At 71.4% G+C, this 26,943-nt stretch carries 21 protein-coding genes and 3 pseudogenes; 17 read left to right on the forward strand and 7 right to left on the reverse strand.

All coding sequences use genetic code 11. The annotated features are described in order from the left end of the window. Nucleotides 1-540, reverse strand: coding sequence for an NADPH-dependent FMN reductase (locus OG622_RS00455; protein ID WP_371572241.1), 540 nt, complete (start codon nucleotides 538-540; stop codon nucleotides 1-3). Further along, a complete protein-coding gene (locus tag OG622_RS00460) occupies nucleotides 537-4,343 on the reverse strand; it encodes an ATP-grasp domain-containing protein (RefSeq protein WP_371572243.1) in 3,807 nt (1,268 codons plus the stop codon). The genes OG622_RS00455 and OG622_RS00460 overlap by 4 nt, the downstream gene beginning before the upstream one ends. Before the next feature lie 342 nt (nucleotides 4,344-4,685). Here OG622_RS00460 and OG622_RS00465 point away from each other — a divergent pair, with 342 nt between their 5' ends. After that, nucleotides 4,686-6,632 carry a WD40 repeat domain-containing protein gene (locus OG622_RS00465; RefSeq protein WP_371572245.1) on the forward strand — a complete coding sequence of 649 codons (1,947 nt, stop codon included), beginning with the start codon at nucleotides 4,686-4,688 and terminating at the stop codon, nucleotides 6,630-6,632. A gap of 132 nt (nucleotides 6,633-6,764) precedes the next feature. Here the strand turns inward: OG622_RS00465 and OG622_RS00470 are convergent, their stop codons facing one another. Continuing rightward, on the reverse strand, nucleotides 6,765-7,973 hold the full coding sequence (locus tag OG622_RS00470) for an RNA-guided endonuclease InsQ/TnpB family protein (RefSeq protein ID WP_371572247.1): 1,209 nt from the start codon (nucleotides 7,971-7,973) through the stop codon (nucleotides 6,765-6,767). Nucleotides 7,974-8,128: 155 nt separating this feature from the next. Between OG622_RS00470 and ribA the strand changes: the two genes are divergently transcribed. The 6 genes from ribA to epsC are packed head-to-tail and all read left to right on the forward strand — an operon-like array spanning nucleotide 8,129 to nucleotide 13,276. Then, nucleotides 8,129-8,761 (forward strand): GTP cyclohydrolase II RibA, encoded by a 633-nt coding sequence (gene ribA, locus OG622_RS00475; protein WP_371572249.1) that lies wholly within the window; start codon nucleotides 8,129-8,131, stop codon nucleotides 8,759-8,761. Then, nucleotides 8,758-9,723: a formylglycine-generating enzyme family protein gene (locus tag OG622_RS00480; protein ID WP_371572251.1), complete on the forward strand. Its 966-nt coding sequence runs from the start codon at nucleotides 8,758-8,760 to the stop codon at nucleotides 9,721-9,723. The genes ribA and OG622_RS00480 overlap by 4 nt, the downstream gene beginning before the upstream one ends. Next, nucleotides 9,720-10,862: a pyridoxal-phosphate dependent enzyme gene (locus OG622_RS00485; RefSeq protein WP_371572253.1), complete on the forward strand. Its 1,143-nt coding sequence runs from the start codon at nucleotides 9,720-9,722 to the stop codon at nucleotides 10,860-10,862. Before OG622_RS00480 ends, OG622_RS00485 begins: the two co-directional genes overlap by 4 nt. Beyond that, a complete protein-coding gene (locus OG622_RS00490) occupies nucleotides 10,846-11,547 on the forward strand; it encodes a class I SAM-dependent methyltransferase (RefSeq protein ID WP_371572255.1) in 702 nt (233 codons plus the stop codon). The genes OG622_RS00485 and OG622_RS00490 overlap by 17 nt, the downstream gene beginning before the upstream one ends. Next, nucleotides 11,544-12,650 (forward strand): hypothetical protein, encoded by a 1,107-nt coding sequence (locus OG622_RS00495; protein WP_371572256.1) that lies wholly within the window; start codon nucleotides 11,544-11,546, stop codon nucleotides 12,648-12,650. The genes OG622_RS00490 and OG622_RS00495 overlap by 4 nt, the downstream gene beginning before the upstream one ends. Further along, nucleotides 12,647-13,276, forward strand: a complete 630-nt coding sequence (gene epsC, locus OG622_RS00500; RefSeq protein ID WP_371572259.1) for a serine O-acetyltransferase EpsC — start codon at nucleotides 12,647-12,649, stop codon at nucleotides 13,274-13,276. The genes OG622_RS00495 and epsC overlap by 4 nt, the downstream gene beginning before the upstream one ends. Before the next feature lie 277 nt (nucleotides 13,277-13,553). Here epsC and OG622_RS00505 read toward each other — a convergent pair whose 3' ends face one another. After that, nucleotides 13,554-14,261: a ScbR family autoregulator-binding transcription factor gene (locus OG622_RS00505; RefSeq protein ID WP_371572261.1), complete on the reverse strand. Its 708-nt coding sequence runs from the start codon at nucleotides 14,259-14,261 to the stop codon at nucleotides 13,554-13,556. Nucleotides 14,262-15,229: 968 nt separating this feature from the next. Between OG622_RS00505 and OG622_RS00510 the strand changes: the two genes are divergently transcribed. The 8 genes and pseudogenes from OG622_RS00510 (at nucleotide 15,230) to OG622_RS00545 (ending at nucleotide 23,935) form a co-directional block, all read left to right on the forward strand. Next, entirely contained in the window at nucleotides 15,230-16,225 is a 996-nt protein-coding gene (locus tag OG622_RS00510) for a ScbA/BarX family gamma-butyrolactone biosynthesis protein (protein ID WP_371572263.1), read from the forward strand. Between the two features lie 495 nt (nucleotides 16,226-16,720). Next, nucleotides 16,721-17,413 (forward strand): ScbR family autoregulator-binding transcription factor, encoded by a 693-nt coding sequence (locus OG622_RS00515; protein WP_371572265.1) that lies wholly within the window; start codon nucleotides 16,721-16,723, stop codon nucleotides 17,411-17,413. Nucleotides 17,414-17,984: 571 nt separating this feature from the next. After that, nucleotides 17,985-18,749 (forward strand): SDR family oxidoreductase, encoded by a 765-nt coding sequence (locus tag OG622_RS00520; RefSeq protein WP_371572267.1) that lies wholly within the window; start codon nucleotides 17,985-17,987, stop codon nucleotides 18,747-18,749. Nucleotides 18,750-19,056: 307 nt separating this feature from the next. Further along, nucleotides 19,057-20,109 carry an NAD-dependent epimerase/dehydratase family protein gene (locus OG622_RS00525; RefSeq protein ID WP_371572269.1) on the forward strand — a complete coding sequence of 351 codons (1,053 nt, stop codon included), beginning with the start codon at nucleotides 19,057-19,059 and terminating at the stop codon, nucleotides 20,107-20,109. Nucleotides 20,110-20,334: 225 nt separating this feature from the next. Continuing rightward, nucleotides 20,335-21,531: an IS256 family transposase gene (locus OG622_RS00530; protein WP_371583966.1), complete on the forward strand. Its 1,197-nt coding sequence runs from the start codon at nucleotides 20,335-20,337 to the stop codon at nucleotides 21,529-21,531. Nucleotides 21,532-22,630: 1,099 nt separating this feature from the next. After that, nucleotides 22,631-22,771, forward strand: coding sequence for a winged helix-turn-helix domain-containing protein (locus OG622_RS00535; protein ID WP_371572271.1), 141 nt, complete (start codon nucleotides 22,631-22,633; stop codon nucleotides 22,769-22,771). 23 nt (nucleotides 22,772-22,794) lie between these two features. Next, a pseudogene (locus OG622_RS00540) lies at nucleotides 22,795-23,376 on the forward strand (transposase). Between the two features lie 115 nt (nucleotides 23,377-23,491). After that, entirely contained in the window at nucleotides 23,492-23,935 is a 444-nt protein-coding gene (locus OG622_RS00545; RefSeq protein ID WP_371572273.1) for a hypothetical protein, read from the forward strand. Between the two features lie 164 nt (nucleotides 23,936-24,099). Here the strand turns inward: OG622_RS00545 and OG622_RS00550 are convergent. Further along, nucleotides 24,100-24,557: pseudogene (locus OG622_RS00550) on the reverse strand (XRE family transcriptional regulator). A 252-nt stretch (nucleotides 24,558-24,809) separates the two neighbouring features. On the opposite strand from OG622_RS00550, the gene OG622_RS00555 reads away from it, so the two are divergent. Continuing rightward, nucleotides 24,810-25,163: a ferrous iron transport protein A gene (locus OG622_RS00555; RefSeq protein WP_371572275.1), complete on the forward strand. Its 354-nt coding sequence runs from the start codon at nucleotides 24,810-24,812 to the stop codon at nucleotides 25,161-25,163. Nucleotides 25,164-25,454: 291 nt separating this feature from the next. On the opposite strand, the gene OG622_RS00560 is transcribed toward OG622_RS00555, so the two are convergent. Further along, nucleotides 25,455-25,829, reverse strand: coding sequence for a hypothetical protein (locus OG622_RS00560; protein WP_371572277.1), 375 nt, complete (start codon nucleotides 25,827-25,829; stop codon nucleotides 25,455-25,457). Nucleotides 25,830-26,102: 273 nt separating this feature from the next. Here OG622_RS00560 and OG622_RS00565 point away from each other — a divergent pair. Further along, a pseudogene (locus tag OG622_RS00565) lies at nucleotides 26,103-26,729 on the forward strand (transposase); the annotation flags it as partial. Here OG622_RS00565 and OG622_RS00570 read toward each other — a convergent pair. Then, a complete protein-coding gene (locus OG622_RS00570) occupies nucleotides 26,683-26,925 on the reverse strand; it encodes a hypothetical protein (RefSeq protein WP_371572279.1) in 243 nt (80 codons plus the stop codon). The pseudogene OG622_RS00565 and the gene OG622_RS00570 sit on opposite strands and share 47 nt — an antisense overlap. Nucleotides 26,926-26,943: the final 18 nt, after the last annotated feature.

The raw sequence follows: 26,943 nt of genomic DNA on the forward strand, positions 1-26,943 counted from the left end.
TCATCGGGGGAAGGGCGGGCAGGGGGCGCGGAAGGACAGCAGTTCGGTGACGAGGTCGTCGAGCCTGTGGTGCAGGAAGTCCAGTGCCGTCCCGGGTGTCAGGTCCGCGGCGGTGGTGGCGATGTGGGTGGGCGCGGCCCACCCGCCAAGTGCCCGCACGACCGTGCGCAGCTGGTCGCAGGCGGTGCCGGCGCCGCGCGGTCCGCCGCCGGCGGCGATCAGGCCGACCGGCCGGCCGCTGAGCGCGTCGCCGGTGAGGTGGTCCAGGGCGTTCTTCAGCAGTGCGCTGTAGGAGCCGTGGTAGACGGGGGTGGCCAGCAGGGCTGCGCCGGCTGGGGCGATGCGGGAGCGCAGCAGTGCGGTCTGGCTGCCGGCGGGCGGGTCGTCGTAGTCGTGCAGTGCGTGTGGCTGGGGGAACTCGACGGCCAGGTCGATGAGTTCGAAGGGGTGGCCGGCGCGGGTGATGCGCTCGCCGGCCTTGAGCAGGACCTCGCGGGCCACCGAGTCCTTGGCCGCGCTGCCGAGCAGGGCGAGGATCATGGCCGGCCCTGCGCGGCGGGGGCCGGCGCGGTCACGATGCGCACGTCGTGCTCGGCGCGGCGCAGCAGCCGGGACACCTCGGTGTGCGAGTCGTGGGCGAAGACGTGGGTGCTGAGGCCGCTGCCGGAGAACAGTGAGGCGGGGACGGTGTCCCCGACGCGGGCGTTCACGGAGCGGAAGCAGGCGTGCGCCGCCACCGCGGAGTCGTCGAAGGTGAGGAGTTTTCCGCCGCCGCAGTAGTGCACGGTCCAGCCGGCGTGGGCGGCCACGGGGTCGCGGCGGTGGTGGCGGGGGTCCAGCCCTGCGTCGGCGAGGAGTTTGGCGTGGTCGAGGTCGATGCCGGTGGTGGCGCGGAAGGCTTCGGTGACTCCGGCGCCGCCGGGCCGGGCGGCGACCTCGCAGAACGTCAGGCGCTCACCGGTGACGAAGGCTTCCAGGTGCAGCACGCCCGAGTTCATCTGCCAGGCGTGCACGACCTGGTGAAGCAGGTGCCCGGCCGCCGCGCGCAGCCCGGGGTCGGCCGCCGTGGCCGAGGACAGCGGCAGGCCGTGCCTGAGGGCCATGGTGTCGCGCTCGTAGAGGGAGACGTCCCACACCGGTTCGCCCTGGTGGACGACCGCGTCGATGTGGCACAGGGGGGCGTCGACGAACTCCTCGCACAGGTGCGTGCCCGGGGTGAACCGTGTGTGCAGCCAGGCCTCCACGGCCGGCCAGGAGGCGAGGACGGCCACGCCCTGTGAACCGGATCCGGCCCGCGGCTTGAGGACGATCTTCCCGTGGCGGTCGAAGAGCTGGGTGATGTCTTGGGCGCTGTGGGCGAGGAGCCCGTCGGCGCAGCGGATGCCGTGGCGGCGGGCGATGCGTTTCATGACGGCCTTGTCCACCCAGCGCCGTACCTGCTGGGGTCCTTCACCGGCCGTGCCGAGCAGGGCGCGCAGCCGGGCGGCCGGTTCCTGCAGGCGCTCCGAGAGGGCGGCCACCCGGTGCACGGGGTGGCCGGCGTCAAGGGTGCGGGCGAGTTGGCCGAGGAGGAAGCCGTCGCTCAGGTCGGTGTGTACCGCCAGGTCGGCGGCGGGGGTGGGGCCGGCCGCCGAGGACAGCACGCTCAGCCGGAAGCGGTCCGCGGGCAGTACCGGCGCGCCGTCGGCAAGGGTCCAGGTCGGGGCGCCGATCCGGTCCAGCAGGAGCACATGGGTGCGCTCGTGCGGTGTGGTGCGCAGGAGGAGGGAGCGCTCCAGTTCGCGTGCCGCCTTGCGTGCCTGTGTGCGCCCGTTCGCGGTCACGGTGTGCCGCAGCCATACGGTGGGCCCCGGTTCCTGGCGGACGTGGCCGGCCCGGGTGAGGACCTGGGCCCGGAACAGGCCGGGCCAGGTGTGCAGCTGCTCTTCGGTGGTGGCCTCGATGACCCGGAAGGGGCCGGCGGGTGTGGTCAGCGTGCGCTGCACGGCGACGGCCGGCCGGCGCCGGGTGGGCGGGGTGCGGCCGAGCGCCGTCTGTGTGACGGCGGTGACCAGGGCGCGGGTGTGGACGGCGTCGTAGAGGTCGATGGTGGCGGCGTCCAGGCCGGGCAGCAGCAGGGGCTCGGGGCGGCCCTCGCGGGGGTGTGCCGTGCTCGGGGGCAGGAGGCAGCGCACCACGCCTTCGATGCGTGCGGCGCGCACGGCGTGCACGGCCCGGTCGGTCAGTTCCTTGAGCGCGGGGCCGTTCAGGTGCGACGGGCACAGGCGGGTGCCGCTTTCCTCGTCGATGACGGCCAGGGCCCGGACGTCGCCGCGGTAGGCGGCCACCACGACCGTGTGCCCGGGTGCGGGGCCGGCGGGCGGGGGCTGGGCGGCGGGCGGGGCTCCGTCGCGCAGTTGCCGTGCCGCGTAGGAGGCGGAGAAGGTCAGCAGGGCCCGGACCGGTTCGGCCGTGTGGATGAGGCGGGCGGCGGCACGGATGTCCGATCCCGTGGACGCGGTGTGCCACTGGCCGCGGCAGTGCTGCTGCCAGCGTGCTCGTGCCCGGGGTTCGCCGTCGGGGCCCGAGGTCCAGACCACGCTGACCTTGGCCGTCACCGCTGCCAGTGCGGTCATGATCCGGTCGGCGGGGTCCCCGGCGCCGAGCAGCACCAGCACATGCTCGCCGCACGGCGCGTCCTGCGGGGCCGGGCCGGACGGCCCGTCAGCCTGCCACGGCGGGCGCTCCGTTCGCAGGTCTCCCGGGAGCGGCGGGCGGTCCGTCCGGGGCTTCCCCGGGAGCGGCGGGTGACCGGTTCGCAGGTCCCCTGGTACCGGCGGGTGACCCGTTCGCGGGCCCTCCAAAACCGGCAGGCCGTCCGTCCGGGACTGCCCCGGCATCGGCGGGTGACCGGTTCGCAGGTCCCCTGGTACCGGCGGGCGGTCCGTCCGGGACTCCCCCGGTATCGGCGGGCGGTCTGCCCGGGGCTCCTCCGGGGTCTGCGGGCGGTTTGTCCCTGGGCCTGCTGCTGTTGTCGGCAGGTGGTCCGTCGGGGGCTGTTGCGGGGCGGGGCTGCCGGAAAGGGGGCCGGCCGTGTCCGCGGTGCCGGGTGCCGGGTGCAGTTGCAGGGACTGAAGGATGCGCCGGGCGGCTTCGGCGGCGCTGCGGGCGGCTTCGTCGCCGGTGCGGCCGCGGGCCAGCACATAGCCGATCCGGTCGTGGTTGGTGCGCAGCGCCGCCACCTTGTCGCCCGTGCCGGCCCGGACGTGGGACTCGATCACGTCGGGGGTGAGGACGTCCTGCGGTTTCGCTCCGCGCACCACGGCGTCCACGGGCGAGAAGAGGTGGTGCAGGGCGACGACACTCTCGTGCGGCGCGGCTTCGCGGACCGGGTCGCCGACGGCGAGGGCCACGAGGTCGGCGGTGAGTGAGCGTTCCAGCGCCAGCGACATCTGCCGGGCCACCACATGCCCGGCCACCCGGCCGTTGATCTCGATCAGCTCCGGGCCGGTCGGGGTGAGCAGCAGTTCGGCGTGGACGGCCGAGGAGCGGACACCGATGGCCCGCACGGCGTCGAGGACGAACGCGCGCGCGGCAGCCTCCTGTTCGATACGGGCCGGGAAGTGGCCGCCGAGCTCCGCCGTCTGGCCGGGGGGCGCCGGCAGCCGTTCGGCGAATCCGAGGAGCACGGTGCGGTGGTCCTGCACCAGCAGTTCGGCGCTGACGTGCCGGCCCGCCGCGTACTCCTCGATGAGCGCGCGCGGTGGCGTGCCGTCGGGGCCGGCCGGCACGCCGAGCACCCCGGCCAGCGCGCGGGCCGCCTGCGCCCGGCTCCAGGCGATGCTCACGCCCACCGACCATCCGCCCGCGGTCGGTTTGACGACCACGGGCAGCCCGATCTCGTCGACGGCCGCAAGGCCCTCGGTTTCGGTTGCGGCCACCCGCCAGGCGAGCGAGCCGATGCCGCGCGCGGTGAGCCGCGCGCGGACGGCCGCCTTGTCACTGAGGATCCGGGCCGCCGGCAGTGATTCGTGGGGCAGTCCCAGGTCGCGGGCCAGCCCCGCGGCGGCCGGCAGATGCACCTCGTCCCGGCAGATCACCCCGTCGGGCGGCAGGGGGCCCAGCCGGCCGTGCAGCCGGTCCGCGAGGACGCCTTGCGCCAGCCGCGGAACCTCGACGATGCGTGCCGCACGCGCGGACAATTCGAAGCCCGGATTCTTTCGATGGGCGTCGAGCGTCTCGGTGACGAAACTGACCTCGATGCCCGAGTCGGCCATCTCCGCGATCATGTCGAAACCTCGGACGGATGCCGTCTCCACCACAACAATGTGCACGCCGCTCAGCTCCCCGGCCGGTTCCTGCATTTCCGGGCCAGCGTGGGCCCGTCCTGCCGGGCGCCTCAACCGGGTCCGGCGGAATCGGTCAAGTGGGCCGCCGCCGGCGCGTCTTGTGCCAGGCCGAAGCCGCCCCGTCAAGTTACGGGCAGGAATGTGGGAAGTTGCCGGATTGTGTGCCGTCCGCTCGCCATCGGGCAGGCCGTCCGCCTAATTTCGGCATTCGGCGGACACCTCGTGAAGCACCGCGCCGGGGCGCCGGGCAGCAGGGGCATTCGAGGTGTTGCGGGCCTTGAAAAAAATATTCGTTCAGCGCACGGAAACAAATTCAGGATCCCATATCCGGGAACACGAGAAAAAGGACGGGACGGCGTGCGACCCATTGATCTTCCGGCCTGCGGACCGGGCCACTTCGCTCCGCTCACCCATGTGGGCTTCAGGCCTGACGGAAAGCGGCTGGCCAGCTGTTCGTACGACGGCACGGTGATCGTCTGGGACACCGGCGATCCGTCCCGTCCCACCGAGCTGGCCAGACTGCGCCACCGCCGTCTGGTCAACGCCTGCGCCTGGAACCCGGTCGATGCCGAGGTGCTGGCCACCGCGTCCGCCGACAAGACGGTGGCCGTGTGGCGGGTGGGCGAGGAGGGCGCCGGCGTGCTGCTCACCGTGCTCGCCCGGCACACCGACGACATCAACTCGGTGGCCTGGCTGCCCGACGGCAAACGGCTGATCTGCGTCTCCGAGGACGGGCGCGCCACCTTGTGGTCGGCCGCCGACGGGGTGTTCCTGCGCGAGGTCGGCGCGCACGAGGCGCACTGCATGATGGTGTCGGTCAGCGCCCGGGGGCTCATCGCCACGGTCGGCGAGGACGGTCTGGTGGCCGTCAGCGATCCGGACGGCCCCGGCGCGCCGCTCACCCGCCGCTACGACTCCTCCATCGAGGGCTGTGCCTGGTCCCACTCGGGCCGGCTGCTGGCCGTGGCCCGTGACGACGGCGCCGTCGACCTGCTCACCACCCAACTCGAGGTGGTGCGCACCGTCGCCGTGTCCAGCTCCGCGGCGCGCTCGGTGGCCTGGTCCGAGGACGACGCCTCCTTCGTCGTCGGCGCCTACGACGGGGCGCTGCACCACTTCGACGTCACCGGCAGGCGCCTGCACCGCAGCGAGGACCGGCGGATGTGGCCGCGCTCGGTCACCGCCGCCCGGGGTGTCGTGGCGGCCGGCAGTTTCTGGAACGGCCCGCATCTGTTCGATCTGGCGACGGGCGTTCAGCTCTGCGCTCCCGCCGGTGCCACGCACGGCCCCAACGCGCTGGCCCAGCTCGGCGGCGAACTGCTCGTCGGCACCGACTCCGGTCTCGTCGTCGCCGTCACCGTGGACGGCGGCGGCGGCGTGGACGGCGGCGGCGGCGTGGACGGCGGCGGCGTGGACGGTGCGCAGGCCGGGCCCGTCCGCGTGATCGACTTCGGCCCCAGTCCGGTGCTGTCCCTTACCGTCCACGACGGCGTGCTCTTCGCCGGCACCTACTCGGGGCACGTCCTGCGCCACGACGGCACCGCCGTCACCTCCAGCGCGCCGCTGGGCGCCCCCGTGCCCTCCCTGACCGTCCACGACGGCCACCTCGTCGCCGGCACCTACAACGGGGAGTTCCTCCTCATCACCCCGGACACCCTCGGTGTGGTGGAGCGGATCGGGGCGCACGGCGGGTCCGTGAAGTCCCTGGCCGCCGTCCCCGGCGGTTTCCTGTCGGCGGCCACCGACCGCAGCGTCGAGGCCGGCGGGGCGTACGCGCGCAGCAGGCTGTGGGAGCACGGCAACCTCGTCAACGCGGTCGCCGTACTGGGCGACCGGGTCGCCGCGAGCGCCTCGCGCGACCACACCGTCAAGGCCGGCCGGATCACCCGTCTGCCGGGCGGCACCTGGCGCGCGGAGCGCGTGCAGACCCTGCTCGGCCCCGACGAGTCCGTCAAGTGCGTGGCCCTCATGGGCAGCGCCGAGCGGCCGGTGGTCCTGGCGGGCTCCTACGACTTCGGCCTGTACGCCTGGCAGGTCGACTGGCAGGAGGCGGCGGCCACCCTGGCCTCCGGCCATGTGGTGGCCGAGTTCGCCCAGGGCCTGTCGTGCATGCACCGCCTCCAGGACGGCACCGTCGCCGTCGCGGGCTGGGACGGGCGCATCCTCCTCGTCGGCGTCGACAGCGCCGGCCTGCCCGTCGTCGAGCGCTCACTGCACCTGGGCGACCTGCTGACAACGCCGGCCCGGCCGGCGGCGCCCGCACCGGCGGGCCGCACGGCGCCGGCGGGCCGCAGGGCCGCCTGACTTGCGCCGCCGCCCCGCGGCGGGGCTCGCAGCGGCTCATCCTGCCCCGCTCAGCGGGGGCTTTCGTTTCCACCCCCCGCCTTGAAAGCGGGGCCTTCCACGAAGGACAGCACAGTTGACATCCTCCCCCGCCTAAAGGCGGGGGATTCCAGCGGTCGCCCGCTGGGGTTCCTGCTTCACCGACGACCGCCCCGTCCGGGAGGACTCCCGTTGAGGTCTTACACCGTCTCCACAGGCAGACACGGCCAGCCCGGCCGCGAGAATGTTCTTCGCCGCGTTCACGTCGCGGTCATGCACCGTGCCGCAGCCGCACGTCCACTCACGGACGTTCAGCGCCAGCTTCGCCCGGACCGTGCCACAGGACCCGCACAGCTTCGAGCTGGGGAACCAGCGGTCGATCACGACCAGGTCGCGCCCGTACCAGGCGCACTTGTACTCCAGCATGGAGTACAGCTCGCGCCACGACGCGTCCGAGACGGCACGCGCCAGCTTGTGGTTCCTGACCATGTTGCGGACACTCAGGTCCTCGATCACGACCGTTTGGTTCTCACGGACGAGACGAGTGGTCAGCTTGTGCAGATGGTCCCGGCGCCGGTCGGTGATCCGGGCGTGGACCTTGGCGACTTTCACCCGGGCCTTGGCCCGGTTCGCGGAGCCCTTGGCCTTGCGGGACAGCTCCCGCTGGGCCTTCGCCAGCCGGGCCCGGTCACGGCGCTCATGCCTCGGGTTGGTGACCTTCTCCCCGGTCGACAGGGTCACCAGGGAGGTGATGCCCGCGTCGATCCCGACAGCCGTCGTGGTGGCCGGTGCCGGGGGGATCGTGTCGTCGCAGAGCAGGGACACGAACCAGCGTCCCGCCGCGTCCTGGGACACGGTCACCGCGGACGGCTGCGCGCCTTCGGGCAGCGGACGCGACCACACGATGGCGAGCGGCTCGCGCATCTTGGCGAGCGTGAGCCGGCCGTCGCGGTAACGGAACGCCGAGCTGGTGTACTCCGCCGAACGGCGGGACTTCTTGCACGACTTGAACCGCGGGTACTTCGCCCGGCCCTCGAAGAAGTGGGTGAACGCGCCCTGCAGATGCCGCAGGCACTGCTGCAACGGCACCGACGACACCTCGCAGAGGTAGGCCAGTTCCTCGGTCTTCTTCCACGCGGTGAGCATCGCCGAGGTCGCGTTGTAGTTGACCCGCTCCCGGCGCTGGAACCACGCGGCCGTCCGCGCCTCGAGAGCCAGGTTGTAGACCTTGCGCACACACCCGAACGTCCGCGACAGCTCCGCCGCCTGCGCATCGTCGGGATAGAAGCGGTACTTGAACGACCGCTTCACGTGAGTGGCCATAACTCACAAATTATCGCATCAGCTTGCGACTTCCTGACGGGTCGTCGACGGCGGACGGCGCATCGCCCTGACGGCGACTCCCCTGCCCCTGCCCTGCTCCGCAGGAGTCCGATTCCTCCCCGGCCTGAAGGCCGGGGTTTCCTCGGAGGTTCTCGATGAACACCCTCGTCACACTGCCCGCTGCCGCCCGGGTCCGCGCCCGGGTCCCCATCACCCTGGAGCGTGCGCAGGGCCGCCGGGCGGAACTGGTCACCTTCCACCAGCTGCCCGACGCCGCCGAGCACATCGCCTGCGTCATCCCCCACGCACCGCAGAGCGTGCCGCTGGTGCGGCTGCACAGCGAGTGCCTGACCGGTGACGTGTTCGGCTCGGCCCGCTGCGACTGCGGACCGCAGCTGGACGAGGCGCTGGCCGCCCTGGCCGACACCGGCGGCGTCGTGCTCTACCTGCGCCAGGAAGGCCGCGGCATCGGCCTGTACAACAAGCTCGACACCTATGTCCTGCAGGACCAGGACATCGACACCTTCCGCGCCAACCGGCTCATCGGACGCGGTGAGGACGAACGGGACTACCGGGCCGCCGCCGCGATGCTGCGCGCCCTGGGCCTGACCCGTATCCGGCTGCTGACCAACAACCCCGACAAGGTCGCCCAGCTGCGCGCCCTGGGCATCGGTGTCGAGGCGGTCGTGGCCACCACCGTTCACCTCACCCCCGACAACGCCGCCTATCTGGCCGCCAAGGCCGGCAGCGGCCACACCCTGGCACTGCTCGAGGAGGCCGGCGCATGAACCTCGAAGACGTCGCGTCCTGCCCGCACTTCGCCGAGCACGCCGACCTCGCCGACCCCGCCCTCCTCCACCCCCGCCCCGGTGCCCGGGGCGCCCCGGCCGACCGGCAGCAACTGGCCGCGGCCGTCGAGGACCCCGCGCTGGCGACGGCCGAACGGCTGGCCGCCGGAGGCATGCTGGCCCTGCTGGGAGACCCGCGTATCACCCCCGTCCCCGCGATGTGCTTCGTGCCGGGCGCGACGGTCCTCATCGGGCTGCCGGCCGGGGAGGTCGCCCACGTCACCCGGTCCTGGGCCGGCAAGGGGGTGCAGGAGTCCTGGATCGCCAAGGAGAGCCCCGAACACACCGTGCAGCTCAGTGACTTCTTCATCGCCCGCTACCCGGTGACCAACGGCGAGTGGCGCACGTTCCTCGCCGCCACCGGCCTCAAGCAGCGCCCCACCACCTGGTACCTGGGCGCCTACCCGTGGGAGCGCTCCAACCATCCCGTCGCCGGGATCCGCGCCGAGCACGCCGACCACTACGCGCGCTGGCTGTCCAAGCGCACCGGCCACCCCTGGCGGCTGCCCGCCGAGGCGGAATGGGAGTACGCCGCCAAGGGCCCCGACGGCCGCCCCTACCCGTGGCAGGGCGGCTTCGACGCGGGCGCCTGCAACACCCGCGAGACGGGGGTGCACACCACCACCCCGGTCGGCGCGTTCCCGGCCGGGGCGGCCCCGTGCGGCGCCCTGGACATGGCAGGCAACGTGGAGGAGTTCACCGCCGACGACTACGCCCCCTACCCCGGCGGCGAGCCGGTGGCCGATCACCTGGTGGAGTCGATGGGCGGCTACCGCATCGCCCGCGGCGGCAGCTTCGCCCGGTTCGGCGACCTCACCCGCACCCGCCGCCGGCACGGCCCCTTCCCCGGGCCGCTGTATCCCGTGGGCTTCCGCCTCGCCAGCAGCGAGCGCCCCTCATGAACGCACCGGCGACGACCGTGCCGGGGACGACCGTGCCGGCAACGGCAGGACCCGGGACGCCCGCACCGGCACCGGCGATGGCGGGATTGGGGACGGCGGGACCGGCTGGTTATCGGGACATCGAGCGGGCGCTGCGGGCGCGGCGCCCCCACCGTGCCGCCCTGGAAGCGGCGTTCGCACCCCTGGAGCGGGCCGCCCACCGGCTGCTGCCCTCTCTCGCCTCGATCCGGCCCGCCGTGGGCGCCACGCCGCTGGTGGCGGTGCCCAGCCGGGGCGGGCGGGGAACGGTATGGCTGAAGGCGGAGGCCGCCAACCTCACCGGCACCGTCAAGGCCCGTACCGCCTACGCGCTGCTGTGCGCGGCGGTGGCCCGGGCCGGCACCCCCGCGGTCCGCCTCGCCGAGTACTCCGGCGGCTCCCTCGCCCTGGCCCTGGCAGAGATGTGCGCGCTGCTCGGCCTGGATGTGCACCTGGCCCTGCCCCACGGCTCGCCCGGGCGTCTGACGGACTGTCTGCGCCGGTACGGCGCGCAGGTCACCCACGCGCCCGAGGGCACCGGATTCCTCGGGGCGATGGACGAGGCGGTACGTATCGCCGAACGCGAGGAACGGCACCTGCTGCTGCAGCACTGCGCGCCCGAAGCGGCCGCCGTGCACCGCGAACAGACCGGCGCCGAGATCGTCGCCCGGCTCGCCCGGGACGGGATACGGCCCGGCGTGCTGGCGGCCTCGGTGGGCTCGGCGGGCACCCTGGTCGGCACCGCACAGGCGCTGCGGGCGCGCTGGCCCAGCTGCCGTGTGGTGGCCGTCTTCCCCGCCGAGGCCCCCTACAGCGACGGCCGCGCACCGGACGGCGCCCGCCGCATGAGCGGCACCGGCGGCCTCGGGCACGGCCTTCGCCAGCCGCTGCTGGCCCCCTACGAGGACGGCTTCGCCTTCGCCGGCGTCCCCTACCCCCAGGCGCTCGACGCCATGAACCGGCTGCGCCGCACCCAGCAGATCGCCGTCTGCAGCAGTGCCGCGGGCGCCTGGCTCAGCGCGTCCCGCGTCATCGACGAGGACCTGCGCGGCGGACACGCCGTGGCCGTCGCCGCAGGCCGAGGAACCCTGGAGGAATGGGCCCATGCCGCCGACCGCTGAGAGCCCGCCGGGCTACGCCGCCTACCGCCGTCGCGTCGCCGGCTCCTTCGGCCACTGGTACCGCCGCCGACGCGACTCCTGGACCGGCGCCCACACCAGCGAGGCCATCACCCGCTTCGCCCTGGAGCACGCACCGCACGTCACCGGACGGCGCCCGAAAATCCTGGACGTGGGCTGCGGGCGCGGCCGGCAGACAACGGACCTGACCGAACGCCTGGACGCCGAGGGCACCGGCCTGGACCTGCTGGACGTCTGGGACACACCCCCGCCCGCCCGGGGCCGGGTCCGCTTCCGGCAGGGCGACTTCCTGCAGTTCACCGGCGCCGGACAGGACCTCGTGGTGGACAACGGCTGTCTGCACCACCAGCGGCGCGCCGACTGGCAGGCCTGGGCCGCGCACGGCGCCGGCCTGCTGCGCCCCGGCGGGGTCCTGGTCGTCAGTGTCTTCCTCAGCCCCGACGGCACGCTCACCGAACTCCCCCTGGACGACGGCCGGCTCAACTGGTGGCTGACCGAAGAGATTGTCACCGGCCTGTACGGCGGCGCCGGGCTCACCCCCACAGGCCGCCTGGTGATCGACCGTGACTTCCCCTACCGGGGCCACCGGCTGGCCTACCTGGCGCTGGCCTTTCGCAAGGACCCACGCACGACCCCCCTCACGGAGGGAAAGGGGAACCCGGCATGATCAAGGAAATCGACCTGCAACGGCCCCAGGACCGCCACCACCTGCACGGCGCACTGCACGACGGGGTCTTCCTCGTCCGCAGCACGGTCACGGAGTCCCTGCTGCAGGAGGCGTACGGATTCCTGTCCGCCTTCTTCGGCCTGACCCCCGAGCAGAAGCGGACCTGCCGGGTGCCGGGCGGCACCGGCCGGGCCGGCTACACCCCGCCTGCCGGACCCGGGCAGAGGGGCCCGGCGGCCGGCGGCAGGGAGCTCTTCGGCTGGGGGGCGACGCTGCCCGCCGGGCATCCGCTGCGCGTGCGCTACCCGGCCCGCTACCCAGCCCCCTACTTCCCCGACCACCTGGTGCCCGGCATCGGCGCGGCCCTGCGCGAACTGCACACCCGCATGCTGCGCCTGCAGCACGAGGTGCTGCACACCCTGGCCGGCGCCCTGGGCGCCCACCCCGACTACTTCACCGACATGCTGCAGGACGGCCCCGCCACCAGCCGGGCCGCCTGGTACCCGCCCGCCCGCCAGACACCCCGCACCGCACCCCAGGCAGCAGCCGCGCAGCAGGCGGGAGCCGTGCAGCAGGCGGGAGCCGCACCACACCAGGACCCGGGTATGGACCCGGGCCAGGGCCACGGCCTGGGCATGGGCCAGGGCATGGGCCAGGGCATGGGCATGGGCATGGGCATGGGCATGGACCCGGGTTTGGGCCAGGGCATGGACCCGGGTTTGGGTATGGGCCTGATCACCACCGTGCCCCGGGCGGCCGCGGCCGGGACGGACGTCCGTGTCGAGGGCCGGTGGCTGCCCGCCGAAGCACCCCCCGGCTATGCCCTCGTCACCGTCGGCCTGGTCCTGGACCGGCTCACCGGCGGACTGGCACGCGCCGCCGCCCACCGGGCGGCGCCCCCGCCCGGCCCGGACACAGGCCGCCTGTCCCTCGCGCAGTGCTGCCACCCCGCACCCTGGACCACCCTCACCCCGCTGCGCCCGCCCGGCGCCGCACACGGCCCGCAGCGATTCGCCACCCTCACCGCGGACGAACTGTTCCAGCGCACCCTGTACCGCACCGGGCGGCCCGGCGCGCCCGGCACCGCGGCGCCCGCCCGATGAGCCGCCCCGCCTCCCTGACCACCCCCACCCTGCTGAAGCTGATCAGGGAGGACCTCCAAGCGGTCCTCGAGCGCGACCCGTCCTGCTCCGGCAGACGCGAGGCAGTGCTGCACGCCGGCTGGCAGGGCCTGGCCCTGCACCGCCTCGCACACCGCCGCCACCGCCGCGGACACCGCCTGAGCGCCGCGGCCCTCACCCGGCTGGCACGCCTGCTGACCGGCATGGAGATCCACGCCGGGGCCCGTATCGGCCGGCGCGCCTTCATCGACCACGGATTCGGCGTGGTCATCGGCGAAACAGCCGTCATCGGCGACGACGTGACCCTCTACCACGGCGTCACCCTCGGCTCGAGAGGCTGGCAGCACGACAGCACCCCCGGCCGCCGCCACCCGGTCATCGGCGACCGGGTCCTGATCGGAACCGGCGCGTCCGTCCTGGGACCGGTCACCATCGGCGACGGCTGCCGGATCCCGGCCCACCGCCTCGTCGTACGCAACCTGCCCGCCCCGCCCGCCCCCCACGACACCACCCCCCGCCCCACCCCACCCGGCCGCACCCACCACCACCCGCACACCCGCCCGGCCCCAGGACACCCCACCCGCGAACCCGCCGGAGAAAAACACTGAACCGACCGGACAGAACACCCCACAACAACCCGCCCCCGCACCGGCCTCACAGCGAACCTCCGCTGCTACACGGCAACACCAACACCTCCACATGCAAGAGGACCAGCGCCCCCATCCGCCCAGGACGGCGGAGCGGAGAACCCAGGAACCGAAGAACGAGACCCCCGGAAACCGATACCGCAGGCGAGAGCGGGGCGAAGGCGGGAGGGGGAGGGCGGGGGCACTGCGCAAGAAACTCCACTTCCCGGGGCCGGTCGGTCCGTGTCTGCCGGGCGTGTCAGCGTGTCCGGTCCGCGGCCTGGGCGGTGCCGGTGGCCCGGCCCTCGCCACGGGCGCTTGCGGGGTCCTGGGCCCCGGCAGTGCGCGCGGCGCCGGCGCGGTGTCCCTGCGCCGTGAGCCGCCCGAGCGCCGACGCGGAGGCCAGCCGTGGCAGCAGGAGCTGCCAGAACCGGGTGAGGGTCCGGCACGAGAGCCATACGGGATCCCGCGCTCCCAGCACCTCCAGGCCCGAGGTCGCCGCCACGAGGGTGATCACCGCGTCCTCCGGTGTCACCGTCTCGTGCAGGGCCCCTTGCGCACCGGCACGCCGCAGCGTTTCCTCGACCCACTGACGCCACTGGTGCCTCAGGTCCCGCTTGGCCACATAGACATGATCACCGCTCAGCTCGAACCCGGTCCGCAGGACCACATCGTCGTGGAGCCCGCGCGCCAGGTCGTGGGTGGCGTCCACCAGCAGCTGCAGGGCGCCTGCCGCCTCCTCCTCCCGCAGGGTGATCCGGCCGAGCCGGTGCGCGGCCGCGTCCTCCACAGCGCCCGCCAGGGCGGCCTTGGTGGCGAAGTGGAAGTGCAGCGCCCCGTTGCTCACACCGGCCTGACTGCTGATCACGGTGAGCGACGCCACGCTGAAACCGTCCCGGTCGAAGACCACGGCGGCAGACTTGATCAGTGCCTCGCGCGTGCGCAGCGCGCGTTCCTGTTTGACCATCGGGGTGCTCCGTTGTCGCGGAAAAAGGGGTGGCCGTTCCCGCCGGCGGACAGAGCGGCGTACTCGGTGCGCGCCACGGCCAGGGAACGGATGAGAACCTCACGGATCCCGGCAAGGACCGGCGACGGAACCGGTGACGGGACTGGTGAGGGAACCGGTGACGGAACCGGTGAGGGGGGTGCGCACGTGATGGCGTCGCCGGCCGGGCGGGCCGCCGGCTCTGCCCCGGCGGCCCGCACCCGGCCCGCCCGTCCGCCCCGGGCCCGGGGCGGACGGGCGGGCGAAGAACGCGCAGCCGCGCCCCGCGCCCCGCGCCGGCCGGCGCGGGCTGCGCCGCCGCCGGTGGTGGGTTCGCCGGTGCCATGCCAGGCCCCCTCCCGGTAGAAGGCCGAGGAGGTCCCGTCCAGGCCCACAACCCCCATCATAACAAACCGCATATGCGGTCTCTATGTGGTCGGTGAAAGGGTCCCGGGAGGCCCCCGGCCGGGGAGGCGCCGGCGGCCGGGCGCCGCACCGGCATCCGGGGAGCCGCCGCCCGCACACCCCCGCCGCCGGCCCCCTCGCGGACACGCCCGCCCGGCGCACGGGCGGGCGGCGGGATGCACCGCGGGCCACAGCGGGCGGTGCGCCCGGGGACCCGCCCGCCCGCCGCCGCTCCCCGCCCGCACCGCGCTCACGAGGGCGTTCAGGGCCCCGCCGCCCCGCAGCGGACCCCGCGCACCCCCTCTTTCACGCCCGCGCGGCCGGCAGGCGCCCCCGCGCCCCGAGCCGGGCCATACCCGCAGGCCGGACAGGGCCGCGCGGGCCGGGCGAAGACCGGCAAGGGATCTGGAGCAGCCCCCTCCAGATCCCGCCCGTCCGGACTGAGCGATACCGCTAGAAATTAAACCGGTTGGTATGTATCTTCTTGCTTGCTCGAGGGACCACCACTCATCAGTGCACGCCATGGCGGCTCAAGGGGATCAGACATGTCTGCGATCACGTTCCGCACAGAACGCGCGATACCCAGCACTTCGCCCACCGCTCAGGACACCTCGGCACCGGCAGGGACGGGCGTGCTGCGCTACCCGTCCCTGACCACCACGGTCCCCAAGGAGTACGTCCACCGCGCCAGCGTCGCCGAGGTCATGCTCACCGACTGGGAACGCACCGGCCAGGACCGCTTCACGGTGAGCGCCCAGTGGCCCCGCGGGCACAGCTTCTTCACCGCCGCCGAAGGCCGCCACGACCCGCTCATCGCGGCCGAGACCATCCGCCAGGCCGGCGCACTCCTGGCCCACGCCGAATTCGGTGTCCCGCTCGGCCACCACTTCCTGATGTGGGACCTCGCCATCGACGTGCGCCCCGAACACCTCCTGGTCGGCGGCGCACCGGCGTCCCTGGAACTCGACATCAGCTGCCCGGAGATCAAACGCCGCGGCCGCAGCCTGGCAGGCCTGCGCTACGAAGCCGTGATCCGGCGCGACGGCCAGATTGTCGCAGACGCCGGCGCCTCCTTCTCCTGCACCTCACCCGCGGTCTACCGCCGCGTCCGCGCCCACCGCACACCCGACAGCGACCTCCGCAGACTCCCCCTCACCGCCCCGGTCGCACCGCAGAGCGTCGGACGGATGTCCCCCATGGACGTCGTCCTGTCCCCCCTCACCGAAAACCACCGCTGGCAGCTGAGAGTCGACAGCCGCCACCCCGTGCTCTTCGACCACCCCGTCGACCACGTCCCCGGCATGGTCCTCATCGAAGCCGCCCGCCAGGCCACCGCCACCGTCCTGGGCCGCTCCTTCCTGCCCCAGACCCTCACCAGCACCTTCCACCGCTACGCCGAACTGGACACACCCTGCATCATCGAGGCACACCCCGCCCCCGGCACAGCACCCGGCCACAACACACCCGTCCAGGTAAACGGCCACCAGGACAACAAACCCGTATTCCGCTGCACCGTCACCCCCGCACCCCCCACCACCTGACCCCCACCACCTGACCCCCACCACCACCCCCCACCCACCCCACAAAACCCACCCCACCACCAGCCCAGCCCCCCACACACACCGGCACACAACAACCACCCCCACCACACCACCCTCCCCGCCCTCCGCGGCCGGCGCCGGCACACAACAACCACCCCCAGCACACCGCCCCCTCCCGCAGCCGGCGCCGGCTGCGGGAGGGGGCCGGGCACCGGCGTACCCCACCTTCCGCACCTTCCGGCCCCGCCACGGGCGCCAGCACACACCGGACCTTCCGGCCCCCGGCAGGCACCGGGCACGCAAAGGCCGGACGCCTGCCGGGGAACCGCAAAGACGCCCGGCGCCGCCTGCACCGGGTCCGGCCGGACACCCTCCCGCCCTCCGCCCGGCAGACGCGGACGGGCCGCCCCGCACCCCCGCCGTTGTAATATACAAACTGGACGGTTTTTTTGAAGAGCTGGAACGCGCGCCAGCCGCACGACACATGGAGGCCGCATGGCCAAGCAGGACCGAGCCATCCGCACACGCCGGGCCATCCTCCTGGCCGCGGCCAAGGTCTTCGAGGACCACGGCTACCAGGCCGCCACCATCTCCCAGATCCTCACCAGCGCCGGAGTGACCAAGGGAGCCCTGTACTTCCACTTCAAGTCCAAGGAAGAACTCGCACTGGGAGTCCTCGACGCCCAGGACAGCCACTTCACCATCCCCCACCGGCCCGGCAAACTCCAGGAACTCGTAGACGTCGTCATGCTGCACTCCCACCGCCTGCAGACCGACCCCATGGTCCGCGCCAGCGTCCGCCTGGCCATGGACCAGATGGCCACCGGCCTGGACCGCACCGGCCCCTTCCTGCGCTGGAGCGAACTCGTACGCGAACTACTCGAAAAAGCCCAGACCCAGGGCGAACTCCTCCCCCACGTCATCCCCGCCCGAACCTCCGACGTCATCGTCGGCTCCTTCGCCGGCATCCAGTCCATGTCCCAGGCCTTCAGCGACTACCAAGACCTCATGACACGCGCCAGCGAACTACTACGCCACCTGCTCCCCAGCCTCGCACAACCCTCCGTAATCGCCTCACTACGCCTCTCCGCCTCCCGCGGAGCAACCGTCTACGAAGAAACCCAACAACAACACCAGCAACAGCAACAGCAACAGCAACAGCAACACGAAACCACAACCACCAACTAACCCCACCCACAACCACCCACCCACCCACGCGCCGCCACCGCCGCCGCCGCCGACCGAAGAACCGCGAAACAACGGCCGCCCGCCAACCCGAGCACTGCCGCGGCCTCCCGCAGGCCCGTGCACTGCCACGGCCACCGGGCCCAAGGAACAGGGCCAGGCCGACCGCCGGACCGGAAGAACGCGAAACGACGGCCCGTCCGCCGACCCACGCGAAACCGCGGCCTCCCGCAGGCCCGTGCACTGCCACGGCCCCCGGACCGAAGAGCCGCGAAACGACGGCCTCCCGCCAACCCGAGCACTGCCGTGGCCACCGGCCGAAGGAGCGGGGCCAAGCCGGCCGCCGCTCCGCCCGGGGCCGGAGCCCCGCCGGCCCCGCCCGGTCCCGGCCGCGCCCGCCGGAAGCCGCCGAAGGCCGGGGCCGCGGACACCACACCCGCGCCACCGAATCCGCACCCGCACCCGCACCCGCACAACACCACCCGCATGCACGCCCGCCGTGAACACCACCACGCAGGCACCGCCACACAACCGATGCCACCCGACCGTCAAAAAACAGGGGGAAAACCACAACATGAAAACACTGACCGGGAAAACAGCACTGGTCACCGGAGCCAGCCGCGGAATCGGCCGGGCAATCGCCCGCAGACTCGCCCAGGAAGGAGCCCTCACCGCCGTCCACTACGGCACCAACGAACAAGCCGCCCACCACACCCTCGAACTGATCAGCCAGGAAGGCGGCCAGGCCTTCGCCGTCCGCGCCGAACTCGGCGTGCCCGGCGACATCGAAACCCTCTACACCCAACTCGAGGACCAACTCGCCCGCCACCACAAAGGACCCGAGATCGACATCCTCGTCAACAACGCCGCCATCAGCGGATCCGCCCGCATCCACGACATCACACCCGAACTCTTCGACCACCTCTTCGCCGTCAACACCAAAACACCACTCTTCCTCCTCCAACGAGCCCTGAAAAACCTCCCCGACGGCGGCCGCATCATCAACATCTCCTCCGCCGCCACCCGCATCGCCTACCCCGAATCCATCATCTACTCCATGACCAAAGGCGCCCTCAACACCCTCACCCTCGCCCTCGCCAAAGAACTCGGCCCCCGCAACATCACCGTCAACGCCATCACCCCCGGCTACATAGAAACCGACATGAACAAACACAAACGAAACACCCCCCAAGCCGCCAACGAACTCGCCGCCCACTCCACCTTCAACCGCACCGGCCAGCCCACCGACATCGCCGACATCGTCACCTTCCTCGCCTCCGACGCCTCCCGCTGGATCACCGGCCAAACCCTCGACGCCAGCGGCGGCACCCACCTCTAACACCACCCCACCCACCACACCCGCCACCACATCAGCCCGAACCGCACCCCCACCCAACACACACCACCCACCCGCACATCCCCCAAAACAACGCCGCGCACCCCCGGGCCGCGGGCCAGGGGCTGCGGCCGGGGCATGGTGCCAGGAGCAGCGGGCCAGGGCCGGTGGCCGCAGCCCGGCTGCGACCGGAACTCCCCGGCCGGGGATGGCGGGCCGGGGGTCGGCCGAGAGGGCCGGACCGGGGGGCAGGGGCACCACGCACAGCACAAGACCGGCACGGCCCGCACCCGACGCAAGGAGCCCGACCATGCACACTCCAGCCCCGGCCGCCGGCACCACCGCACCCATGACGAGGACCAGCCCCGGCGCAGTCCTCGTCGTAGGCGGCACCGGCTTCATCGGACGCGCCGTACTGAAAGCGCTGACGCGCCGACACCCGGCCCACGCATACGCGCCCAGCCTCCGCGTGCTGTCCCGAAGAGCACCCCAGACACCCGGAGCACAGCACGTGACCGGCGACCTCACCGACCCGCCCTCCCTGCACGGCGCCTGCTCCGGGATCACCACAGTGATCCACACCGCCAGCTACGTCGGACGCGACCCGCAAAAATGCCACGACATCAACCACACCGGCACGCAGGCCCTGCTGACCGAGGCCGCTCGTCACGGCGTCACCCGCTTCATCTACGTCAGCACCGCCTCCGTCTACGGCACCGGCCCCCACCACGGCCCCCACGAAGAACAGCTCCGGCCCTCACCCCACTCACCGGCCAGCACCACCCGCCTGCACGCCGAAGAAGCCGTACGCGCCGCGGGCGGCATCATCCTGCGCCCCCACCTCATCTACGGCACCGGCGACCACTGGTTCGTCCCCACCCTCGCCCGCATCCTCCGCCACATCCCCACATGGCCGGACGGACCACCGCCGAAAACCTCCGCCATCGCAGTCCAGGACCTCGCGCGCATCATCGCCGCCCTGGCCCACCAACCCCCACCACACCCCCACGGCGACGGCGACGGCGACGGCGACGGCGACGGCGACGGCGACGGCGACGGCGACGGCGGAACCTACCACGCGGCCGACCCCCGCCCCCTGCCCATGGACCACCTCCTCACCCACCTGCGAACCCTGCTGCGCCTCCCACCCGCCCGCCCCACACCCATCAGCGAACACCGGGCACACGTACACAAACTTCTACCCGAACTCTCCGACCACCAGTACGCCCTCCTCACCAAAGACCACTGGTACAACACCGACCGCATCTGGCACCACACACAACTCCACCCCGGCCCAGGCTTCGAAACACGATTCACCGCCACCTCCCCCTGGTACACACAACAGCTCACCCACCACACCTAAAAACCAGCGCAGCAACATGAACAGGAGCGGAAGCCGGACCACGAACCCCACGCCCACCCCGCCGAAGACAGAACCAGCAGCGAGAGACACGGGAGTGTCTAATCAACGGCGGATCTGCTGATCAAGGAGATGCGTCTGATGACGGAGACCGTCGTGGAGAACGAGCAGGCCGAGCAGGTGGTTCAGGCACCGACGAGTGCGGTGTCGGACGAGCAGCTCGTTGCGATGCTCGTTGACCGTGCCCGAAACGAGGGGCTGCAACTGACCGGCGAGGGCGGGCTGTTGCAACAGCTCACGAAGCGAGTGCTCGAGTCCGCTCTGGAGGGCGAGATCACCGACCACGTCGGCTACGAGAAGCACGATCCGGCCGGGAAGAACAACGGCAACAGCCGCAACGGGACCCGGGCGAAGACCGTGCTGACCGATGTCGGCCCGGTGGAGGTGAGGGTGCCGCGCGATACCGCCGGCAGCTTCGAGCCGCAGATCGTCAAGAAGCGCCAACGGCGTCTGACCGGCGTCGACGAGATGGTGCTCTCCTTGTCCGCGAAGGGCCTCACTCACGGAGAGATCTCCGCTCATCTCGCCGAGGTCTACGGAGCGGAGGTGTCCAAACAGACCATCTCCACCATCACCGATAAGGTCATGGACGGCATGGCCGAATGGCAGAACCGGCCCCTCGACCGCGTCTACCCCGTCCTGTTCGTGGACGCCATCAACGTGAAGATCAGGGAAGGAAAGGTCGCGAACCGTCCGATCTACGTGGTGATGGCGGTGACCGTGGACGGCACCCGCGACATCCTCGGCATCTGGGCCGGCGAGGGCGCGAAGTACTGGCTGCACGTGTTCACGGAGCTGAAGAACCGCGGCCTGGACGACGTGCTCATGCTCGTCTGCGACGGGCTCAAGGGCCTTCCCGATGCGGTGGAGGCCGTCTGGCCCCGCACGATTGTCCAGACGTGCGTGGTTCACCTGCTGCGCAATTCGTTCCGTTACGCCGCCCGTCAGGACTGGGACAAGGTCGCAGGGGCGCTCAAGCCCGTCTACACCGCACCCAGCGAGGATGCGGCGACGGAGCGGTTCCTGGAGTTCCAGGAGTCCTGGGGAGGGAAGTATCCGGCGATCGTGAAGCTGTGGTCGGACGCCTGGGCCGAGTTCGTGCCCTTCCTCTCCTTCGACGTCGAGATACGCAAGGTCATCTGCAGCACGAACGCGATCGAGAGCGTTAACGCCCGCATCCGCAGGGCTGTCCGCGCCCGCGGGCACTTCCCCAACGAGGCCGCCGCTTTGAAGTGCATCTACATGGCGCTGATGAGCCTGGACCCGACCGGCAAGGGCCGCAAGCGGTGGACCATGCGCTGGAAGGCGCCCCTGAACGCCTTCCAGATCGCCTTCGAAGGCCGCCTCACCCCGAGCAACAACTGACCTTCAACAACCAAGATCAGCCGTTAAGTTGACACACCCTCGGCCCCGAACTCGCGCACGAAACCCACGTTCGAGTCGCCGGCGGTCGTGGCGACGGCGGCGCCGAGGTGCTTGTCGAGCTGGATCGCGATCGAACCGACCCCGCCGGCGCCGGCAGAGGTGCGGACCTTATATGGATGGACGGAGCCGCTCCGCCCCGGTAATGGACAGTGGAATCGGGTCGAACGAGCGGGTTGAACGAGCAGGGCCTGGCACGCTTCCGGCTTGCGTGAGTGCGACCACCCTTCCGAGCCCGAGACGCGACGGTCCCGAGTGCCAGCACCGGAGGACGGCCACTCATTAACTTACGATCGTAATCGTATCGGCGTGACCGAGAGGCCGCAAGCGATTCCCGAGGCGAGTGGGATCGTGTGGCGGCCTGCCGGTCGAGCACCGGGGCACGCCGTCAGCCGTGAACATCACGGCGGACAACGGGGCGCGGCGTGTGCGGCAGCGAGCGCGTCGCGTCGCGTCGCGTCGGCGATGACGAACACCTGACGATCATCCGGAAGAGCATCACTGCTCTCGCTGACCGTCTCCCGGCCCACGTCCCCTCGCCCCACCTGCCCGAGTACCCGGACTGCGCCCGCGTCCTCGCTGTCTTCAACGAGGGCACCGCCCCCCTCCGGGCCCATGATGTCCGCGAAGCCCTCGACCACGAACTACTGCCGAAGAACCTCGACGGCACCCGCGCCAAGCTGAAACGCCTCGGCAGGCTCGACGTCCTCACCTACGCAGGCGCTCCGCGAAGCCTTCCCCCTCGATCCGCCTCGCAAGGCACCGTCGGTGCGCGATGCGACTGGCTGGCTCACCCGCCACCCCGACCGTCGCACCGACGACCAGGCCCGGCAGCTCAAGGCAATACTGACCCGCTGAGCTTCCCCTGAGATGCAGAGTGAGTTGACAAAATCCGGCAGGTAGGCAGGGAACCGTCCCGGCAGTACATGAACTGGTGTCCGGCGATCACCAGGTGCGGGGGATGTCCCATGCCTGCGCGAGGGTGCGCGTGCTGATCGCGGACCACCTGGGAGTGTCGTTGTCGATCCGAGGTGTGTGAGAGTTGCTGCGGCGGCACGGCTGGTCGTGTCAGCAGCGTGCGCGGCGGGCAGTCGAACGGGACGATGCGGCGGTGGCCGGCTGGGTGAGGGAGTCCTGGCCCCGGGCAAAGCCACCGCGGCGGCGCTCGGGGCACGGCTGGTAAATGAGGACGAGGCCGCCGTCTCGATGACGTCGCACCGGGCACGCACCTGGGCGCCCAGAGGGGGCACGCCCGTGGTTCGGTTCAACGGCGCTTCCCGCGGCCGCATCTCGATGGCCGCGCTGGTGCGTTTCAAGGCCTGCGAACACAGCCGCCTGATCTACCGTCCTCGCATCCAGGGCCATCACCGAGGTGCCCACCGTGGCTTCACCTGGCAGGACTACCGTGATCTTCTCGTGCGGGCCCACCTCCAGCCCGGCGGTCCCATCATTGCGATCTGGACAATCTGAATGTTTCATCGTTGCAGCCGATTACGTGAGTGCGCGGCGGAACATGACTGACTCACCATCGTGCAGTTGCCCAGCTATGCGCCCGACCTCAACCCGGTTGAGGGCATCTGGTCGTTGCTCCGGCGCAGCACTACCGCCAACGTCGTTTTCCGCGACCGCGACCATCTTGTCCAAGCCGTCCGCAGCGGCCTGCGCCGTATCCCACGACGCACCGACCTCATCGAGGGTTGCCTCGTTGAAACCGGCCTCTCGCTCACCGCGACAACACAACAGAAAGGTCAGTGGTCGAACACCGGGAGGAATCCGCTGTACTCCTGATGGGTGACATGGAGATTTTCCGACCTCTGGCGTGCGTCGGCAGGGAAGGGATGCGTCGGCCCAGAAGATCGGCGGTACCCCGCGCGGGCACCGCACGTCAGAAGTGGAGCATGCCTTGGCACCTGTACCGAACGGCCTCTACATGATCATCCGTCCCGGCGAGCAAATGCTCACGATGGAGGGAGGGTCGTCGGAGCCCAAGACACCCGTCGTGCTGCTGCCGCCCACCGGCAACCCCGGCGAGCAGGAATGGCAGCTGGAGGTACTCAGCAACGGCAACTACACAATCCGCAATCTCAGGAGCGAAACGTACCTGTCCTTCGACGGTGCCCCGGAGATGAACAAGCCGGTCGTCGGATACCCCGAGCCGCGCGAGTGGGCGCTCTACCAGAGCGCGCAGCCGCACACCTTCCACGTCGTCGTCCCTGGAGGCCCCGTCGAAGGCGCGGAGCTGGCCCTGGACCTCAGCCTGCTGCGGATCTTCCCGCCTCGCATCGCTCTGAGGCCGCTCGACGTCAGCAACCAACGCCAGGCGTGGACCTTCCAATTTATGGAGTAGAGGCGTGAACCATGTGCCCGGGTCGGCCGCCGACCCGGGCACTGCCCCGAGAGGGCGGACCTGCTGACTACGGCCGCTCACCAGGTGACAACAAGGCCGCTTTTGTGTCAGCTGTCGTGCTTCGGCTCAGGTCCGGGGCTCACGGGCTGTTCGGGGCGCGGCTACTACAGATCAAACTCCAGGTGCTCGATGTCCGTGAACCGGACCTCCTCCATGCCGCCCGCGCGGCGGCCGCCGTCCTGGAAGTACACCTCCTTGAGCGCTTTGGCAGCGATCTCCTGGAGCTGCTGGTCGGTGGCGCCGGCCTCCTGGGCCTCGAAGAGGCGCGCGGCGTAGCGTGGCGGCAGGGCGATCGCCAGGTGCCGCGGTCCTGGGCCGTCGACCCGATCGGCGCCGTGTAGCCCAAGCGGGCGCGGGCATCGATGACGATGCCGCCAGTCGGCGCCGCCTTCTCCCGTGCCCTGGCCCGGATCTGCGGCTGCCCGCGCGTCGTCACCTCGCGCTCCAGGCGCGCGGCGAGGTCGGCGCGAGGCTTCTTGATCGGGTCCTTCACATACCGCTCGACTGTGCGCTGCGAGATCCGCAAGGCCAGGACAATCTCTTGACCACTGCCGGACAACAGTTATGCGACAGCCTCCCGGGTCACCAGTCGGCGCACCGAAACTCACCCGCCCTGAACCAGGCCGGCCGCCGGGTTCGAAGAACCGTCACCCGGCTCCCCACCATGGGCAGAGTCCTTGCCCACGGGCGAGGCGTTCAGCCGTCCCGCCCACCACAAGGCCGGCACGAAACCGCGTCGAACTGGATAAATGACAAGCTCAGCTTGTTCTTTGACTTCTGGCGCTTCTGAAGTGGCGCGGGCAGGGTGGACGGCATGACAGACAGCTCTGGCCCTGTTGCTGCGGACGGACGTGACCGCCAGGCGATAGAACACGCCCTCGGTCGTCCTTTGGATCGGACGTGGCCGACGGATGCTTTGCCACCGGGCAGCCGGGTCACGGTCATTCGTGACCCGGAGTGGGACGGGCCGTGGCAGTTCGAGTTCCCCGGAACGATCGATGTGATCGGTGCCCCCGAACCCAACCGACATGCCCACGCGCTGAGCGGTGAGTTGCTGTACTGGGTCACTTTTGACACGCCGCAGTACGACAGCGGTGGGGACGGCCCCTATCGCAAGGCCCAGATTTGGGGTCGGTACCTGAGGCCCGAGCCGGTTCCCGAAGCGTAGGGGGAACACCGCGTACACCTGGGCCACTGCATGTTCGCTCGAATCGTCCGTCGAACTAGCCTGCTCACCCGGGCGTTTGCCGGACGTGGGGCCGGCCTTCGTCTGATCATGCGCTCCGACCCAGTAATTGCGTACGTGGCCGCGTTCTCGGGTGCGGGTCAGAGTCCGCAACGCCAGTGGGACCACGAACGGAAGCGGTCTGGGGGCTACCAGCGGATTACCCGGGGCGCGCCTGGAGCCGAGCTTTTGCCACGTGCAGACGGGGAGCCCCCGGCACCGGAACGACCAGCGTCACGACAGCAGCATTCGCGTCCAAATCACGGCCAGGAACGCGCAGGCGAGCGCGAACAGGCTCTGAACGACGGCGCTGATCGGCATCCTCAGGCGGGCGTGCACAACGGCACCGGTCGCCGCCACGGCCGGAACGCCCCAGACGGCGAGCCATGTCAGGACGGGGACGTCGCGGGAGTGCGCGGTTGCGGAAGAGTGCGGCGACTGCGCACTGCCCATACCGACCATGACCAACAGCATCACGGCGACTACGACAATGACCGCGTCCGCGACCAGGAACAGCAGAGCGACCGCGATGTCGATGAGCCGGGAGGGGCGTCCGCGGGTCTGGGAAGGCGCCGGGGTGTCCTGGTCGTCCTCGGGCGGTGAGGCCATGACCAGACTGCACCACGGAATATCGTGTTCGGCACCGGGCGGGATCGTATAGCGGCCCGACTGTGACCAGCCGTCACCACGACCGACGTGGAGCCGTGCCTCATGTCGCTGTGCGGTCGGCTCGGGAGGCGGGGACGACGTTGCCGTAGTTCAGGCCCGAGGTGTGGGTGATCGACGACGTGTCGTTCCCCAAGTGCAGCAAGGCGTCGGTCGGGGTGGGCCCGCCAGTACTGCGGAGCGGTCGACAAACGGGCGAACTGCCAGGTCACGGTCAGCGTCCATGCCGCCACCGACACCGCCTCGTGCCCGTTGGAGTGGCAGTCGTATCTGCCGCGTGAGTGGACGGACGAGCCGGACCGATGCCACAGGGCAGGAGTCCCCGACGACGTGGTGCACCGGGAGAAGTGGCGTCTCGCCCTCGGCCTCCTGGACACACTCGCCGAGTGGCGGTTGAAGGCGCCGGTCGTGGTCGCCGACACCGGCTACGGCGTCAGCACCCCCTTCCGGCTCGGTCTCGAGGAGCGAGGGCTGTCCTATGTCCTGGCCCTGAACGGGAAGGAAGTCGCCCACCCGGAGGATGTCGAGCGGCACCAGCCTGCTTATGGCGGGCTCGGACCGCCCACCTTTCCTCGCCACCGCACTCCACCGCGAGCCGTCTCCGTCCTCGCAGCGGAGGCGGGCGCGGAACGGTTCACGGAGGACGTCCGGCAGGCGATCACCCTCGCCGTGCGCGTCGGGAGCCGACGCCTCGTCCCGGAGGCCGGATACCGCCCAACCCGTGACCGCCGTCCCGCCCCGACCGGACGGGCCGGGAAGTGGGCGCGCGGCGCACGCAACATTGCCCGTATATGCATCAGAGAACGCGCCAGGCGACGGCGTAAGGCTGAGCGAACCGGGTGATCCGGTGAGCGCTGACGACGACCTCGGCCTCCCCTGCGGGCATGTCTCGCCAGTGGACCTGCTCGACGTTGTTGACGCGGTCGAAACCGGGCCCCGCGCCCATGTTGCCGTGGCGTTCCTGACCGCCCGCGCGGACGACCAGGTCAAGGTCGTTCTGCAGGGCTGCCCCGGCGGGGTCCGTCCAGACGAGAGTCACCTTCAGAGTGCGGGCCGC

The sequence above is a fragment of the Streptomyces sp. NBC_01314 genome (assembly GCF_041435215.1).
GTDB lineage: Bacteria > Actinomycetota > Actinomycetes > Streptomycetales > Streptomycetaceae > Streptomyces.